Origin of the sequence: uncultured Friedmanniella sp. (genome assembly GCF_964244285.1) — a bacterium.
In the GTDB taxonomy this organism is placed as follows: domain Bacteria; phylum Actinomycetota; class Actinomycetes; order Propionibacteriales; family Propionibacteriaceae; genus Microlunatus.
This window is the reverse complement of the sequence record NZ_CAXTHT010000003.1, coordinates 220,242-236,484: the sequence shown is the minus strand read 5'-3', so window position 1 is coordinate 236,484 and position 16,243 is coordinate 220,242. Positions and strand designations below refer to the sequence as shown.

12 protein-coding genes are annotated in these 16,243 nt (G+C 72.8%); 9 read left to right on the top strand and 3 right to left on the bottom strand.

What is annotated here, in order from left to right:
• Positions 1–123 precede the first annotated feature (123 nt).
• On the top strand, positions 124–1,170 hold the full coding sequence (locus tag ACFE7W_RS09135; RefSeq protein ID WP_375424451.1) for an LCP family protein: 1,047 nt from the start codon (positions 124–126) through the stop codon (positions 1,168–1,170).
• A 12-nt stretch (positions 1,171–1,182) separates the two neighbouring features.
• Positions 1,183–2,535, top strand: coding sequence for an MFS transporter (locus ACFE7W_RS09130; RefSeq protein WP_375424450.1), 1,353 nt, complete (start codon positions 1,183–1,185; stop codon positions 2,533–2,535).
• A 72-nt stretch (positions 2,536–2,607) separates the two neighbouring features.
• Here the strand turns inward: ACFE7W_RS09130 and ACFE7W_RS09125 are convergent, their stop codons facing one another.
• Positions 2,608–4,080 carry a CCA tRNA nucleotidyltransferase gene (locus ACFE7W_RS09125; protein WP_375424449.1) on the bottom strand — a complete coding sequence of 491 codons (1,473 nt, stop codon included), beginning with the start codon at positions 4,078–4,080 and terminating at the stop codon, positions 2,608–2,610.
• An 86-nt stretch (positions 4,081–4,166) separates the two neighbouring features.
• On the opposite strand from ACFE7W_RS09125, the gene ACFE7W_RS09120 reads away from it, so the two are divergent.
• The 7 genes from ACFE7W_RS09120 (at position 4,167) to trxA (ending at position 13,537) form a co-directional block, all read left to right on the top strand.
• Positions 4,167–6,344 carry a hypothetical protein gene (locus ACFE7W_RS09120; protein WP_375424448.1) on the top strand — a complete coding sequence of 726 codons (2,178 nt, stop codon included), beginning with the start codon at positions 4,167–4,169 and terminating at the stop codon, positions 6,342–6,344.
• Positions 6,337–10,083: a murein biosynthesis integral membrane protein MurJ gene (gene murJ / locus ACFE7W_RS09115; RefSeq protein ID WP_375424447.1), complete on the top strand. Its 3,747-nt coding sequence runs from the start codon at positions 6,337–6,339 to the stop codon at positions 10,081–10,083. The genes ACFE7W_RS09120 and murJ overlap by 8 nt, the downstream gene beginning before the upstream one ends.
• A complete protein-coding gene (sigM, locus tag ACFE7W_RS09110) occupies positions 10,080–10,733 on the top strand; it encodes an RNA polymerase sigma factor SigM (protein WP_375424446.1) in 654 nt (217 codons plus the stop codon). Before murJ ends, sigM begins: the two co-directional genes overlap by 4 nt.
• Positions 10,733–11,212: a hypothetical protein gene (locus ACFE7W_RS09105; protein WP_375424445.1), complete on the top strand. Its 480-nt coding sequence runs from the start codon at positions 10,733–10,735 to the stop codon at positions 11,210–11,212. Before sigM ends, ACFE7W_RS09105 begins: the two co-directional genes overlap by 1 nt.
• A gap of 63 nt (positions 11,213–11,275) precedes the next feature.
• On the top strand, positions 11,276–11,983 hold the full coding sequence (locus tag ACFE7W_RS09100; protein ID WP_375424444.1) for a hypothetical protein: 708 nt from the start codon (positions 11,276–11,278) through the stop codon (positions 11,981–11,983).
• A 151-nt stretch (positions 11,984–12,134) separates the two neighbouring features.
• Positions 12,135–13,130: a thioredoxin-disulfide reductase gene (gene trxB / locus ACFE7W_RS09095; RefSeq protein WP_375424443.1), complete on the top strand. Its 996-nt coding sequence runs from the start codon at positions 12,135–12,137 to the stop codon at positions 13,128–13,130.
• Between the two features lie 83 nt (positions 13,131–13,213).
• Complete coding sequence (trxA, locus tag ACFE7W_RS09090) at positions 13,214–13,537, top strand: thioredoxin (protein ID WP_375424442.1); 324 nt, start codon at positions 13,214–13,216, stop codon at positions 13,535–13,537.
• 43 nt (positions 13,538–13,580) lie between these two features.
• On the opposite strand, the gene ACFE7W_RS09085 is transcribed toward trxA, so the two are convergent.
• Together ACFE7W_RS09085 and ACFE7W_RS09080 are read right to left on the bottom strand one after the other, a co-directional pair.
• The gene (locus tag ACFE7W_RS09085; RefSeq protein WP_375424441.1) at positions 13,581–14,786 is read right to left on the bottom strand and encodes a GNAT family N-acetyltransferase; all 1,206 of its coding nucleotides are present in this window, start codon (positions 14,784–14,786) and stop codon (positions 13,581–13,583) included.
• A 148-nt stretch (positions 14,787–14,934) separates the two neighbouring features.
• On the bottom strand, positions 14,935–16,224 hold the full coding sequence (locus ACFE7W_RS09080; protein WP_375424440.1) for a saccharopine dehydrogenase family protein: 1,290 nt from the start codon (positions 16,222–16,224) through the stop codon (positions 14,935–14,937).
• Positions 16,225–16,243: the final 19 nt, after the last annotated feature.

The following is a 16,243-nucleotide window of genomic DNA, read 5'->3' as shown; positions in this document are numbered from 1 at the left end:
CGCGACGGGCTCCTTCTGGGGCAGTGGTTCGTTCTGGGGGTGCCGTTCACCGGGTCGCTCACGGCCCGACGCCGCCCCGGCGCAGCCTCTAGACTGCGCTGTGCTCCTCCACCTAGGACCTCGATGACTGACACGCCGGCGTCCGACGCCGACCCTTCCTCGGCCGCCCCCGACCCGGTCGGCCCGCGTCGCCGTGCCCGCCGCCGCTGGCCTCGCGTCCTGGTCGCGGTCGCCGCGCTGCTCGTCGTGGTGGTCGGGGCCGCCGCGGTGTACGCCTACCGGATCGACCGGAGCCTGACCTCCAACATCACCCGGGGCATCGACCTGCCCAGCGACAACCCCAGCGCCAGCGGAGAGTCCGCCCGGCCGAGCACGGCGACCGAGACCGGCACCCTGAACTACGTGCTGCTGGGTTCGGACAGCCGCGACCCCGACAACGAGGGCAACGGACGCAGCGACAGCATCATGGTCGTCCACCTCGACAAGGCCCGGAACCAGGCCTACATCGTCTCCTTCCCCCGCGACATGTACGTCTCGATCCCGGGCTACGGCAAGAACAAGATCAACGCCGCCTACTCTTTCGGCGGCGCGGCCCTGACGGTGCGGACGCTGGAGGACCTCACCGGCGTCCGGATGAACCATGTCGTGCTGGTGGACTTCGAGGGCTTCATCGGCCTGACCGACGACCTCGGCGGCGTCTCCGTCACCAACAAGACGGCCTTCACGTCCCACGGGTTCACCTACCCCAAGGGCAAGGTCACCATCTCAGGCAAGAAGGCGCTCTGGTTCGTCCGCGAGCGGCACGCGCTCCCGGGCGGTGACCTCGACCGGGCCGAGAACCAGCGCAACGTGATCAAGGCCATCGTGGCCAAGGGCCTCAGTGCCGACGTGGTGGCCAACCCCGCCGTGTTCACCACCTTCATCGGCAACCTCGCCAAGCACCTGACCGTGGACAACAGCCTGACCGACGCCGACATCCGCAAGACCGCCCTGTCGCTGCGGCTGAAGTCGCAGAACATCGAGCTGCTGCAGGCGCCGCTCTCGGGTTTCGGCACCTCCTCCGACGGACAGAGCATCGACGTGGTGGACGCCGCGAAGATGGCCGAGCTGGCCAAGGCGCTGCAGAAGGACACGATGGACGACTACGTGCAGAAGTACCCGAAGGGCTAGCGGGTCCCCTCGATGGAGCTCGTCCGCAGTCTCCGCCGGCTCTGGCGGCACCGCCTGTTCCGCCGGCTGCTCGCGGTCCGGGTGGCCACCCAGTCCTGCGACGGGCTGCTGCAGATCGCGCTGGCCTCCTACGTGCTGTTCTCCCCCGAGCGGCAGCCCGACGCCCGCTCGATCGCGGTGGTGCTGGCGATCACGCTGCTGCCGTTCTCGGTCCTCGGGCCGTTCGTCGGCGTGGTGCTGGACCGGGTGCCCCGCCGTCAGGTGCTGGTGGTGGTCGACTTCACCCGCTCGGTGCTGGCGCTGGGCCTGGCCGCGGTGGTGGCGACCGGACTGCGGACGCCCGGCGTCGAGACGCTCTTCTACGGCGGCGTGCTGCTGGCCATGAGCCTCAACCGCTTCCTGCTGGCGGCGCTCTCGGCCTCGCTGCCCCACACCATCGACGAGGACGAGTACATGGTGGCCAACTCGGTGGTGCCCACCATCGGGCCGGCCGGAGCGGTGATCGGCGTTGGCGTCGGGACCGGCCTGCGGCTGCTGCTCGGCCGTTCGATGCCCGACTACAGCGCCAACGCCATCCTGTTCGCCGTCGCCGCCGGTGGCTTCGTGCTCAGCGCCAGCCTCGCGCTCCGGATCGGCCGGCACCAGCTGGGTCCGGACGAGCGTGAGCAGGGCTCGACCGCACCGACCCGGGCGCGGGAGGTGCTCGCGGGTCTGGCCGAAGCACTCCGGCACCTGCGCCGCCAGCGCGCAGCCGGGCTCGGGCTGCTGACCATCGGGGCGCACCGGGTGGTCTTCGGCATCGTCACCGTGGCCACGATCCTGGTCTACCGCAACTACTTCCACACCCTCGACCAGGTGGACGCGGCCCTGGCGGACCTCAGCGTGCTCGCCGTGGTCACCGGCGCGGGCTTCGTGGTCGCCGCCGTCGTCACGCCACCGGTGACCGCACGGCTCGGGGTCCGCCGCTGGATGGTGCTGTGCCTGGTCGCGTCGGCGATCTTCCAGATCCTGCCCGGCGCGATCTATGCGAAGGTGCCGCTGCTGGTCGCGGCCTTCGTCCTCGGCGTGACGGCGCAGAACGTCAAGATCTGCGTCGACACCCTGGTGCAGGCGCACGTCGCTGACGAGCTGAAGGGCCGCGTCTTCGTGCTCTACGACATGGTCTTCAACGTCGCGCTGGTGCTGGCCGCCGTCATCGGCGCGGTCATCCTGCCGGAGGACGGCAAGTCGGTGCTGATCCTGGCGCTGCTGGCCGGCTGCTACCTGCTGACCGCCGCCGCCTTCGCGCTGGTCAGCCGCGGGCTGAGCATGGACGAGGGCACCGAGTCGCTGCGTGCCGAGCGGCCCGCACCGATCACTCGGTGACTCGGCTTCGGGTTCAGGGACATTGGGTGAGTGGGCGCCGCGTAGTCGCGGCACTCACTCACCCAGAAACCGTCAGGCTTGCTGCTCGGCCCACCAGACGCTCAGGGCGGCCTCGGCCTGCTCGGGTGCCAGCGGGCCCTCGTCGATCCGCAGCTCGAGCAGGTAGTGGTACGCCTTGCCCACCAACGGGCCGGGCGGGATGTCGAGCAGCGCCATGATCTGGCGTCCGTCGAGGTCGGGCCGCAGCGCGGCCAGCTCCTCGGACTCGGCCAGCTCGGCGATCCGGGCCTCCAGGTCGTCGTAGGCCGCCCACAGCCGGGCGGCCTTGGCCCGGTTGCGGGTGGTGCAGTCGGCGCGGGTCAGGATGTGCAGCCGCTCGAGCTGGTCACCGGCGTCGCGGACGTAGCGGCGGACGGCGGAGTCGGTCCACGCCGCACCCTCACCGTCCCCGGGCTTGTAGCCGTGGAAGCGCAGGTGCAGCGTGATCAGCTCGGCCACGGCCTTGACGTCGTCGCTGGAGAAGCGCAGCGCCGTCAGCCGCCGGCGGGCGAGCTTGGCCCCGACCACGTCGTGGTGGTGGAAGGAGACCTTGCCGCCGGCCTCGAAGCGCCGGGTGTCGGGCTTGCCGATGTCGTGCAGCAGTGCCGCCAGCCGCAGCACCAGGTCGGGCCCGGCCGGTTCGGTCGCCTCAGCCGGGGTCAACCGGTGCTCCAGCTCGATCGCCTGCTCGAGGACGGTCAGGCTGTGCTCGTACACGTCCTTGTGCCGGTGGTGCTCGTCGCGCTCCAGCCGCAGCGCGGGCAGCTCGGGCAGCACCCGGTCCGCGAGCCCGGTGCCCACCAGCAGGTCGAGCCCGGCGCGGGGCCGGTCCGCCAGCAGGGTCTTGCTCAGCTCGTCGCGCACCCGCTCGGCGGAGATGATGTCGATCCGGTCCGCCATCGCCGTCATCGCCGCGACCACCTCGGGTACCGGCGTGAAGCCCAGCTGCGCGGCGAACCGGGCCGCCCGCATCATCCGCAGCGGGTCGTCGCTGAACGAGGTCTCGGGGGCCGCCGGCGTCCGCAGCCGCTTGGCCTCGAGGTCGTCCAGGCCGCCGTACGGGTCGGAGAAGCGCAGCTGGGGCAACGACACCGCCATCGCGTTCACCGTGAAGTCGCGGCGGACCAGGTCCTCAGCGAGGGTGTCGCCGAACGCGACCACCGGCTTGCGGCTGTCGGCGGCGTACGCGTCGGCGCGGAAGGTGGTGACCTCGACCACCCAGCTCGTGCCGTCGGCCTCCACGGAGCAGCCGATGGTGCCGAACTCCTTGCCGATCGTCCACACGGCCGGTGAGAAGCGACGTAGCAGCGCCTCGACCTCATCGGGTCGGGCGGAGGTCGTGAAGTCGAGGTCGGAGCCGAGGCGGGCGAGCAGCGCGTCCCGGACGCTGCCGCCCACCAGGTAGAGCTCGTGGCCCGCGTCGGCGAAGAGCCGGCCGAGCCGGCCCGCGACCGGAGTGATGCGCAGCAGCTCGGAGAGGGCCGCGTTCAGTTCCGCCGGAGACACGTGGAAGCACTCTACCGGCGGGAGCGCGACGGAGGGTCCAGACGGTGTCCGGCCGTAGGATGCCTCAGGTGAAGGAGGCTGCGCGCATGAGGGTGCTGCGCGTGCTGCTGGCGCTGCTGGTGGTCGCCGCGCCGGTCGTGCTGACCCTGCTGCCGGCGTCGCCGGCGGCAGCGGCTGAGCCGGAGGCCCTGGTCCGGATCCGGCTCGACTCCCTGACCCCCGCCCTGCCCACGCGGGACAGCACGATCACCGTGACGGGCAGCGTCACCAACGTGACCAAGGACCGGCTCTACCGGCTGCAGGCCATCTTCTGGCGCAACCAGGCCCCGATCACCACCGCCGAAGGCATCGAGCAGGCGCTCGACTCCGACTCCAACGTCCCCCTCGGGGCCCGCCAGCAGCAGGTCTACACCGACCTCTACGCCCCGGACGACCCCTACCTGGAGGCCGGCGCCTCCGCCGCGTTCACCCTGCGCGTCAAGGTCGCCGACCTGCAGCTCTCACCCAGCGACGGCATCTACCTGATGGGCGTGCACGTGCTCCAGAACGGGGTGCCGGTGGCCGTGGGCCGGGCCCGGACGTTCGTGCCGGTGCTGGAGGAGCCACCCGCCAGCCGGCTGCAGATGACGTCCCTGGTGGTGCTCAGCTCACGCCCGTCACTGATGCGTCGCGGGGTGCTGGTCGATGACCACCTGGCCGCCGAGGTGGAGGCCGGCGGCCGGCTGGACGACCTGCTCAGCGCCGCGGACAGCCCTGGCACCAGCTTCGCGGTGGACCCGGCGCTGATCGAGGAGCTGGACACGATGAAGGACGGGTACACCGTCCAGAAGGGGGACGGCGCCAGCACCACCGGACGCGGCCGCAGCTCCGCGGCCGCGTGGCTGGCCCGCTTCGCCTCCGTGCAGGCCACCCGGGACGGCTTCCGGCTGCTGTACGGCTCTCCCGACGTCGCCGCGCTGGTGCACGCCCGGCAGACCGATGTGCTCACCGACGCCGTCGAGGCCGGCCGGCGGGTGAGCAGCACCGCCTCCCTGCCGCTGCTGGTGCTGCCCGGGAACGGCTACGCCGACGCGGGGACCGTCCAGGCCGCCGAGCGGCTGCACCCGGCCGCGATCGTGCTCTCCGACGCCTCGGTCGCCGAGGACAACCCGCTGCTCGCCGCCCCGGACGGCACGACGGGGGAGGCGGCCCCGATCGTCCGGTACAGCAGCGCCACCTCCGGGGGCGGCGGCCCCGGGCCCGACCCCCGCACCACCCCCGTCCAGCTCCGGCAGCGGGCCCTGGCCGACAGCTGGGTCCAGGCCAGCGCCACCTCCAGCAGCACCCAGGGCCGGGTCCGGCTGATCACCAGCCCCAAGCAGGTCCAGGGTGACGACCCGGGCGTCCAGGCCCCGTGGGTGACGCCGAGCACGCTCGGGGCGCTGCTGGACGGCACGCCGGCCGCCTGGGACGCCACGTTCGACTACCCCGATGCCGCCCTGGCGGCCGAGCTGACGGCGGGCCAGCTCAGGAGCCTCCGGACCTTCGCGCACAGCAGCACCACCTACGCCGAGCTGCTCGCCCACCCCGGCGACGCCCGGGAGAGCGGCCAGGCCGCGGTCGCCGCCGCGGCCAGCACGTCGTGGCGGGGCGACGACCGGCAGCGCCGTCTGCTGCTGGTTCCGCAGCAGTCGGCGCTGGACGCCGTCCTGGTCGGCGGGCTGGAGATCCGCAGCCAGCGCAAGGTCAGCACGATCGCTCAGCAGGGCGTGAGGTTCCCGATCACGGTCAAGAACCTGCTGCCGGTCGACCCCGACGACGACGACGTCAACGTCGTCAACCTCAGGCTGGTCTTCGTCTCCGACAACCCCCAGCGGCTGACCATCAAGCCGATCGCCTTCGACCCGCTGAGCGCCGGGCAGAGCGCGACCGAGAACGCCCTGGTCACCGCCCGGGCCAACGGCACCGTCCCCGTCCGCGCGCAGCTGGAGACGATGAGCGGCACGCCGGTCGGTCGTCCGCTCACCATCGACGTCCGCGTCACCCAGAACGGCACCACCGGCTGGGCGATCGCCGGCGCGGCGATGGTGGTGTTCCTGGGCGGGACGGCGCTGCGGATCCGCCGGGTCGGCCGGGCCCGGACCGCCACGGCCGAGGCCCAGGCCGAGGGCCAGGCCGGGCCACCGTCGGCCCTGACCTCGGCCCCGCCGACCGACGCCGACGCTCTCGAGCGGGGTTCCACGGCCGAGACGCGGCCTGAGGACCGGGGGAACGTCGATGCCTGACACCACCACCGTCGCCGTCCCGGTCGAGGGTGGACCGCCGGGCGCGCCGGAGCCCGGTCCGACGCGCACCTCCCGGCTGGTCTCGGCCAGCGCCCTGATGGCCGGCGGGACGCTGGTCTCCCGGCTGCTGGGCTTCCTGCGGATGGTGCTGCTGGCCGCCCTCTTCGGCAACGCGAGCCGGCAGGGCGACATGTTCACCATCGCCAACACCGTGCCCAACAGCATGTACATCCTGCTGGCCGGCGGCGTGCTCAACACCGTGCTCGTGCCCCAGATCGTCCGGGCGATCAAGGGCGACCGCGACGGGGGTGAGGCGTACACGCACCGGGTGATGACGGCCGGCCTGCTGGCGCTCGGGGTGATCACCGTGGGCCTGACCCTGGCCGTGCCGCTGATCATCGACCTCTACGCCGCCGACGGCTACCGCTCCCCCGCGCTGGCCGCGCAGCACCACTCGATGGTGATGCTCGGGTATTACTGCATGCCCCAGGTCTTCTTCTACGGCGTGCACGTGCTGGCCGGTCAGGTGCTGAACGCCCGCGAGCGCTTCGGGCCGATGATGTGGGCACCGATCGCCAACAACGTCATCTCCATCGCGGTGCTCGGACTCTTCTTCGCCGTCTTCGGCCACACCGACAGCGCCGCAGCCTTCACGTCCGGCCAGGAGCTGCTGCTCGGCCTCGGCTCGACGCTGGGGATCGTCGCCCAGGCGGCGGTGCTGGTCCCCTTCCTCCGCCGGGCGGGGTGCCACTTCCGGCCCCGCTTCGACTTCCGCGGCACCGGGCTCGGCAAGACCTTCACGCTGGCCAAGTGGACGCTCGGCTACGTGCTGGTCACCCAGCTGGCGGTCGTCGTGGTCTCCAAGCTGGCCTCGGGCGCCACCGTCCGGGGCGAGGGCGCCGGCCTGCTGTCCTACTCCAACGCCTACGCGGTCTGGATCCTGCCGCACTCCCTCATCACCCTCTCGCTGGCCACCGCGATGCTGCCGACCGCCTCGGCGCTGGCCGCGGCGGGCGACCTGGACGGGGTGGCCCGGGAGGCGATGCGGGCGCTCCGGCTGGCCCTGACCGCCCTGCTGCCGGCCGCCGTCGCCTTCGTCACCCTCGGGGTGCCGATCGCCCAGCTGGTGTTCGGCTTCGGCCGCGGCGCCGGCGACGCCCGCTTCGTGGGCTGGGCGCTGATGGCCCTGGCCGTGGGGCTGGTGCCGTTCACCATCCAGTACCTCTGTCTGCGTGCGTTCTACGCCCTGGAGGACACCCGGACGCCGTTCTTCCTGCAGGTGGTGATCGCCGCGGCCAACGTGGCCTTCGGGCTTTCCGCCGTCGCCCTGGTCGCCCGACCGTCGCTGGTGGCGGCGGCGCTGGGCCTGGCCTACTCCCTGGCCTACGTCGTCGGGGTGCCGATCTCGCTGGCCCGGCTGCGCCGCCGGCTGCCGGGGCTGAAGCCGTTCGAGCTGGTCCAGCACTGCGTCCGGCTGCTGCTGGCGGTGACCCCGGCCGCTGCGGTGGCGGTGCTGCTCAGCTGGGCGCTGGGCCGCAACGCCGACACCCAGCCGCTCCGGGCCCTGGTGCTGGCGGTGGCCGGGATCGCCGCCGTCGTCGTCTTCGGTGTGGCCGCCCGGCTGCTGCACATCACCGAGGTGAGCGCCATCGTCGCGACCATGCTGCGTCGCGGAGGGCGGGTCCGGGTACCTCACGATTCGGCATCCTCCGGCGGTTTGGGGGCCGATCGGGGTGCGCGGCCACCTACGATCGAGCCACCACCCACCGCCGGCCCGGCGACCCAGCCACCGACCGGCACGAACGGATGCGCAGACAGCATGGCTCAGGCCGAGATGACCCGGACGGACGTGCTCCGTCGGGACCCAGACGGCGAGGCTTACCTGGGGGAGCCTTCGCTGATCGCCACCGACGTGGCGGCTGCGCCCGTCGTCCGCGCCGCCAGCCTGCCCGCGGGCACGGTCCTGGCGGCGCGCTACCGGCTGGAGGAGCTGCTCGCGGTCTCCGATCCCGCCATCACCTGGCGCGCGTTCGACCAGGTCCTGTCCCGGTCCGTGCTGGTGCACCTGCTGCCCCCCGGCGACGAGGCCGAGCCGGACCTGATGGCCGCCGCCCGTCGGGCCTCGGTGGCCACGGACTCACGCTTCCTGCGGGTACTGGACGCCGTACCCCAGCGCACGGCCGCGGCTCAGGGGGACGACCCCGAGCTGGGCTCCTACATCGTCTGCGAGTACGCCACGGGCCAGTCGCTGGAGGCGATCCTCAGCCACGGGCCGCTGTCGGGCCTCGAGGCCGGCTGGGTGCTCCGCGAGGTCGCCGACGCGCTGTCCGGGGTGCACAGCCTCGGCCTCCACCACCGCCGGATCAGCCCCGAGACCGTGATCATCACCCCCACCGGCAACGTCAAGATCGTCGGCCTGCTGATCGAGGCCACCCTGCGCCCGGCCCGGTCGTCCCGGACGGCGGCCGCCCGGCTGCAGCAGGCGGCCCGCGACCCCGAGCTGCTCGACGTGCTCGACCTGGGCCGGCTGCTGTACGCGGCCCTGGTCTGCCGCTGGCCCGGCGGCCCGGCGTTCAGTCTGGCCGACGCGCCCGTCGTCGGCCGGCACTGGATGTCGCCGCGCCAGGTGCGCGCCGGCGTCTCGCCCGCCCTGGACACCATCTGCGACCAGATCCTGGGCGACCCGCCCCGGCACCGTGCCGCCCCCATCACCACGGCGAACGAGCTGGTGAACGCGCTGACCAAGGTGCTCGGTGCCGCGGACGCGTCCGGCGACCTGGAGCGTCGGCTGCGGCAGCCGATCCCCAAAGTCGGAGCGAGCCGCCCCGCTCCGACCGGCCCGGTCTCCACGCTGCTCGACCAGCCGACCGAGCCCAACCCGGTCGTCCAGGACGAGGCCGAGGGCGACACGGCAGTCCGTCGCGCCGTCGCCCGGACGGCCGCCGCCGACGCCGGCCCGCTGCAGGTCAGCCGTCCCGTCACGCCGCCGACGTCTGCCGCCGCCGACGCCGCCCCGGCGACCTCGCCGACCGCGACGGCCGTCCGGACCCCGGTACCCAGCCAGTCCGCTGCCCACCGCGTCCGGCCACCGCACCCGCCGCGCCGCTGGATCGCGGCCCTGGTGATGCTGGTCGTGCTGGTCACCGGTATCGGCCTGGTGGCGGCACTGGTGCTGGATGACCAGCTGAGCGCGGCACCCGACCCCGGTCAGCGGGCCACCCCCGCCCGGCCGACCACGCCGGCCGACAGCGCACCGCCGTCCACCCCGACGACCGTGCCGATCGTGGCGGGCCGGGACTTCGACCCCCAGGGCGCCGACGACAAGCGGGAGAACCCCGGTGAGGTGAAGCTCGCCTACGACGGCAACCCGAGCACCCGGTGGCGGACCGTCGCCTACATCGGCAACCCGAAGCTCGGCGGACTCAAGCGCGGTGTGGGCCTCGTGCTGGACCTGGGCACGCCGCAGCCGGTCACCTCGGTCACGGTGACGCTGAGCGGGAACGGTACCGACCTCGACCTCCGGGTGCCCGACGACGACCCGGCCGGCACCACCAAGGCCCCACTGGGCTCCGACGGGGACTGGCAGGTGGTGGCCAAGCAGTCCGACGCCGGCCGAACCGCCAGCCTGACGCCGAAGGAGGCCGTCAGCACGCGGTTCGTCCTGGTCTACCTGACCTCCCTGCCGAAGGAGGACGGACGCTACCGCGGCGGGATCAGTGAGGTCGTGGTGCGCCGGTGAGCGGAGGGCACCCCCCCACCGCCCCCTCCCGCCCGATCTCCTCCGTCGCCCCGCTCCCGGTCGGCCCCGACGACCCGCCGGCGGACGGCCCGAGCGACGCCGAGCTGCTGCAACGGCACGTCGCCGGTGACCCGGACGCGTTCACCACGCTGGTCGGACGACATTCCGACCGGCTCTGGGCGGTCGCGCTACGCACCATGCGCAATCCCGAAGACGCCGCTGACGCCCTGCAGGACGCCTACCTCTCGGCCTTCCGGCGGGCGGAGACCTTCCGGGGCGACGCGGCGGTGACGACCTGGCTGCACCGGGTGGTGGTCAACGCGTGCCTGGACCGGCTGCGGGCGCTCAAGGTCCGGGCCGCCGAGCCGCTGCCCGAGGACCTCGACCGCGACCCCGACCTCGGCGTCAGCCCCGACGACCCGGTGCTGGCCTCTCAGCAGCGCAGTGACGTCTCGGCCGCGCTCGCCCACCTCAACCCCGACCAGCGGGCCGCGCTGGTGCTGGTCGACATGCAGGGCTACTCGGTGGAGGAGGCGGCGCTCATTCTCGGCTGCGCCGCCGGCACGGTGAAGAGCCGCTGCGCTCGCGGCCGGGCCCGGCTGGTGCCGCTGCTGGCCGACCTGGCGCCGACCGCCGGCGGGAGGACCTGATGGGCCAGCCGCTGGTGCTCTCCTACGCCTGGCAGCCGCCCGCGCTGGTGGCCACCGCGGTCGCCGCGCTCTGCGTCGCCGGCGTCGCGCGCAGCGACGCCCCGGGCCGGGCGGCCGTGGTCGCGGTCGTCGTCGCGCTGTGGGCCCTGGTGGTGGCGCTGATCTGGACCCGCAGCCGCGCCTACCTGCGCGTCGACGGGTCCCGGCTGACCGTCCGCCGGGTCCGCCGGATGCACACCGTCGACGCCTCACAGCTGGTCCGGGTACGCCAGTTCCTGACCCGGCGCGGGCCCTCGTACCGGCTCGTGGTCCGCGACGCCGACGGCCGTGAGCACAGCTTCGTCGCCCCGGTGGCCCTGCTGCGGACCGGCCACTCGACCCTTTTCGGTTGGATACTGGCGCGGGCCCCGCAGGCCGAGCTCGACCGGGGGTCCGCACGTACCCTCGACCAGCTGAAGGTGCGGGGGCTGGTCGGATGACCCCGGACCGGCGAACCACCGACCCAGGCACCGCCCCCAGCACCCGACCCGGAGGAGACCTCGATGGCTGAGCATCCCTCCCTCGACGACCTGGCCGACGCGGCCGAGGACCTGCTCGGACCGGCGCGGGCCGCCGAGGTCGCCACGCACGTCGCCGACTGCCCGTCCTGCCAGCAGTCGAGCGCGGCCCTCCGCTCGGTGACCGGCATCCTCGCCGCCGCACCCGCCCCACCCATGCCGGCGGCGGTCGCCGGCCGGCTGGAGGCCGCACTGGCGCAGGAGTCGGCTCGGCGCCAGGCCGAGGCGGCCCGCACCCCACCACCGGCCCGCCGACCAGCACCCGCACGGGTGACCCTCGGACACTTCGGCGGTGACCGGCGCCGGGTGGCCCGGGGACGGCACTGGGTGCCGGCGCTGGCGGCGGCCTGCGCGGCCACGCTGGTGGGCTTCGGCGGCTACGTGCTCAGCGCGACAGCCGGCCTGAACGAGCCCCCGGTGGTCGCGGCGGCCGTCAGCACCAAGGACCTGGCCGCCCAGGCCCGGAGCATCGAGCAGAGCCGGGACCTGGACCCCCACCGCTTCTCCAACGCCTGGTTCTGCGCCCGCTCGGTCACCCACGGCCGGATCACCGGACTGGCCGGTGCCCGCGTCGACGGCTCGCCGGCCCTGCTCGTCTACACCCGCTCCGACGGCGCCGACGTGGTCACCGTGGTGACCGGCTGCGGGGCGCTGCCGCCCTCGGCGATCGCCTCTGCCCCCCTCCCCCGCTGAGCGGAAACTCTCCTCCCACCGCTCCTTGAGCCTGGCGAAGGGCGGAATAGCGCACCCGTCTCCCCGGTTGAGCCGGGGTAAGGTGTGGGGCCCCGGTGCCCCGGCACGCGGAGTGCGGCCCGACGAGACGGGCAGCGGTGAGGAAGCAGTGATGAGCGGCAACAACGATCAGCAGGTGCGCGACGTCATCGTCGTCGGGAGCGGTCCCTCGGGCTACACCGCCGCGATCTACGCCGCCCGGGCCAACCTCTCGCCGCTGGTCTTCGAGGGCTCCGTCACTGCTGGTGGCGCGCTGATGAACACCACCGAGGTCGAGAACTTCCCCGGCTTCCCCGCCGGCATCATGGGGCCCGAGCTGATGGACAACCTGCGCAGCCAGGCCGAGCGCTTCGGCGCCGAGCTGGTCAGCGAGGACATCGTGTCGATGGACCTGACCGGTGAGGTCAAGAGCGTCACCGACGGTTACGGCAACACCTTCGCCGCGCGCGCGGTGATCCTGGCCATGGGCTCCAGCTACCGCAAGCTCAACGTGCCCGACGAGGATCGGCTGTCGGGTCACGGCGTCTCCTGGTGCGCCACCTGCGATGGCTTCTTCTTCCGCGAGAAGGACATCGCCGTCGTCGGCGGCGGCGACTCCGCCGTCGAAGAAGCCACCTTCTTGACCCGGTTCGCCCGTTCGGTCACCCTGGTCCACCGCCGCGGCGAGCTGCGGGCCAGCAAGATCATGGCCTTGCGCGCCGAGAAGGACCCGAAGATCCGGTTCGCCTGGAACTCCGCGGTCGAGTCCCTGCACGGCGACAAGTCGCTGTCGGGGGTGACCCTGCGCGACACCACGACCGGTGAGCAGCGCGACCTCGAGGTCAACGGCCTGTTCATCGCCATCGGGCACGACCCGCGCTCCGAGCTCGTCGACGGTCAGGTGCTCCTCGACGGTGAGGGCTACGTCCTCACCGACGGCACGTCCACCCGGACGAACCTGCCCGGGGTCTTTGCCTGTGGGGACCTCGTCGACCACACGTACCGCCAGGCCATCACCGCCGCCGGCACCGGTTGCTCGGCCGCCCTGGACGCCGAGCGCTACCTGGCTGACCTCGACGACGTCGGCGACACGGTCCTCGCCGACGCACTGCTGGGCGCCAACTACTGAGGCACCGAGCGGCGTCCGACCGACACTGTCAGTGGCCATCGCCATACTTCACGCACGTACTTCAACCCGACGAGGAGAATTCCATGGGCGCAGTCACCGACGTCACCGACGCCGACTTCAGCGAGGTCGTCCTCAAGTCCGACCGGCCCGTGGTCGTCGACTTCTGGGCCGACTGGTGCGGACCGTGCAAGCAGGTCGCGCCGATCATCGAGGAGCTCGCCACCCAGCACGGGGACAAGGTCACCTTCGTCAAGATGGACACCAACACCAACCCGGTGACGCCGGCGAACAACCACGTCCTCGGGCTGCCGACGATCCAGGTCTACGTCGGCGGCGAGCTGGTGAAGGCGTTCAAGGGCGCCAAGTCCAAGTCGGTGCTGCTCAACGCCCTGGAGGAGTACCTCTGAGCCGTGCTCGGGGACAGTCTTTGTCCAGTACCGGGACCCGGCCTCAGAAGTAGTCGAGACAGAACGGCAGCCGCGACCAGCAGAAGGCGGCGCTGAGCGAGGCCACCGCGCCAGGCGTGCGCTCGTGGATCAGTCCCGCCCGTTGCAGCACCGTCGCGGCCGTCCCGCCGAGGTAGAGCGTGGCCAGCTCGCGCACGTCCAGCTCGACGTCGGGCGGGTCGCCCACCTCCCGCACCTCGGCCCCGTCGGATCCGCCCCGCAGCCGGAAGGTGCCGTCGTTGTGTGGCAGCACGACGTCGCGCACCCCGAGGACGAGGTCGACCGGCGCGGCGTAGCGACGGGCCTCGAGCGCGGCCCGGACGTCGACGAGGCGGGCGAAAGTGCCTTCACCCAGGTGGGCGACCAGGGCGTCGCGGTTGCCGATCAGGTGTGGCAGCGGGTCGTCGGGGGCCAGGCTGGCCCGGACGGTGCGGACGAGGTCGAGGTCCAGCACGAAGCGCCAGAGCCTGGCGTAGCCGGCGGGGTCCACGGCGTCGATCGCACCCACGCGCACCTCGACGTCCGCGCTGATCAGGCCGTTGCCGCCGCCCCTGGTGCGGAAGGCCAGGTAGCCGTCAGGGGTTCCGTCGAGCGCGTAGTGCAGGGCGAACCGGTACGGCGACGCGCCGGCGCGCCGGGCCGGGTGGTCAGACGTCACCGAGTGCCACCACGCCGACGTCCGGGTCAGGCTGCCGGGCCGGTCGGACAGCAGCCTGGCGTGCAGGGGCTCCACCACCGCCCGCCACTCCGCAGCGTCGACCTCGCCGACCGAGCCCGCCCCGAGATCGACCTCGGGGCGGAAGCCGAGCTGCTGGGTGGGACCCGAGACGTCGAGGGAGGCGACCGCCGGACCGTAGCCGAAGCGGCCGTAGATCGCGGCCTCGGAAGCCCACAGCAGCGCCACCGGCTCGCCCCGGGACACGCTGTCGGCGAGCTGCTCCGACATCATCTGCCTGAGCAGCCCCCGACGCCGGTACGACGGCGCGACGGTGACCAGCGTGACGGCCGCCACCGGCAGGGTCGCGCCACCGGGCACGGTCAGATGGCGGGAGTAGGCCGTACAGGTCGTGACCCAGCGCCCGTCCACCCGGAAGCCGAAGCTGCGGTCGGGCTCGAAGACGGCACGGTTGGGCCAGGTCTCGGGGTCGAAATCGATCGAGAACACCCGCATCGCCGCCGACACGAAATCGTCCGGAGCACCTGCGGTCACGTACCCCAGCTCGAGCCGGGCGAGATGAGGTGGGGTCGGTACGACTCGATCGTGGGGACGAGATGGCACCCGACGAGCCTGACACACCGATCGAAGACCGTCGGGCTCCCGTGCCCCACTCGTGACCCGCCGGGGGCGACGACGCCGGTCAGGGGCGAGCCGTCCGCTCCTGCATCCCCCAGGGCGACCGGTAGTCACCGGCGAGCAGGTCCAGGAACGGCTCGGCGTCGAACGCCTCCGGCCCGAGCACCCCGCTCCCGCCCCAGACGCCGGTCGCGAGCAGCTCGAGGGCGACGACCGGGTTGACCGCGGTCTGCCAGACCACGCACTGGGCACCGTACTCGGCCATCGTCGTCTCGTTGTCGACGACGTGGTAGAGGTACACCTCGCGCGGCTGCCCGTCCTTGCCGGTGCCGGTCACCCACAGGCCGGCGCAGGTGGAGCCGTGCATCGCGTGCCCGAGCGTGGCGGGGTCGGGCAGGCAGGCGGCCACCACGTCGCGTGGGCTCACGCCGACCCTGAGGGGGGCGAACCCCTCGAACCCCTGCGGATCGACGCCCTTGACGGTGACGGGCGTGGTCTGGTCCAGGCCGAGCTTGCGCAGCGTCTTCAGCACGTCGATGAACTCCGCGCCGAGGCCGTACTTGAAGGTCACCCGCTTGGCGTCGACCCAGCGGGGCATCAGCAGCACCTCCTCGTGCTCCACGTTGACGCACTCGACCGGTCCGATTCCGCCCGGGAAGTCGAACACCTCGGGCTCGCTGAACGGCTCCGTGACGTACCACCCGCGGTTCTTCTCCCAGACCACCGGCGGGTTGAGACACTCTTCGATCGTGGTCCAGATCGAGAAGGAGGGCGCGAACTCGTACCCGTCAACGGTGAGGTTCGAGCCGTCCCGGGTGCCGAGCTCCTCGACCCGGCTGAACAGGTGGTCGGCGGCGTAGCGGGCGAAGACGTCGCTGAGGCCGGGCTCCACCCCCATTCCGACCAGGGCCAGCCGGCCGGCGGACTCCCACCGCTCGGCCTCGGCGAACTGCTCGTCCCCGAGCATCACCCCCGTCCGGGCGTACGGCTGCTCGGCGTCGCGCTCGGAGAGCGACATCGCCATGTCCAGGTAGTCCGCGCCCGCCTCGAAGGCGCCGCGGAAGATCGGCATCACGAACCGCGGGTCGACCGCGTTCATCACGTGGGTGACCTGGTGCTCGCGCGCCAGGGCGGCGACCGAGCCGGCGTCGCCGGCGTCGACCTGGGCGGCCGTGAACCGCTCTGCCGTCCGGTCCGACCCGGGGCCCTGCCACTGCACGACCGCGGCGACGGTCCGTTCGGCGCGGGCCAGGTCGTAGTCCGCGACGACCATCTGCTCGAAGAACGGCCGGCGGACCGCGATCTTGGCGAACGCGTCCCCTACGCCGCCCGCCCCCACCAACAAGATGCGCATGCCTGGCACTGTAACCGGC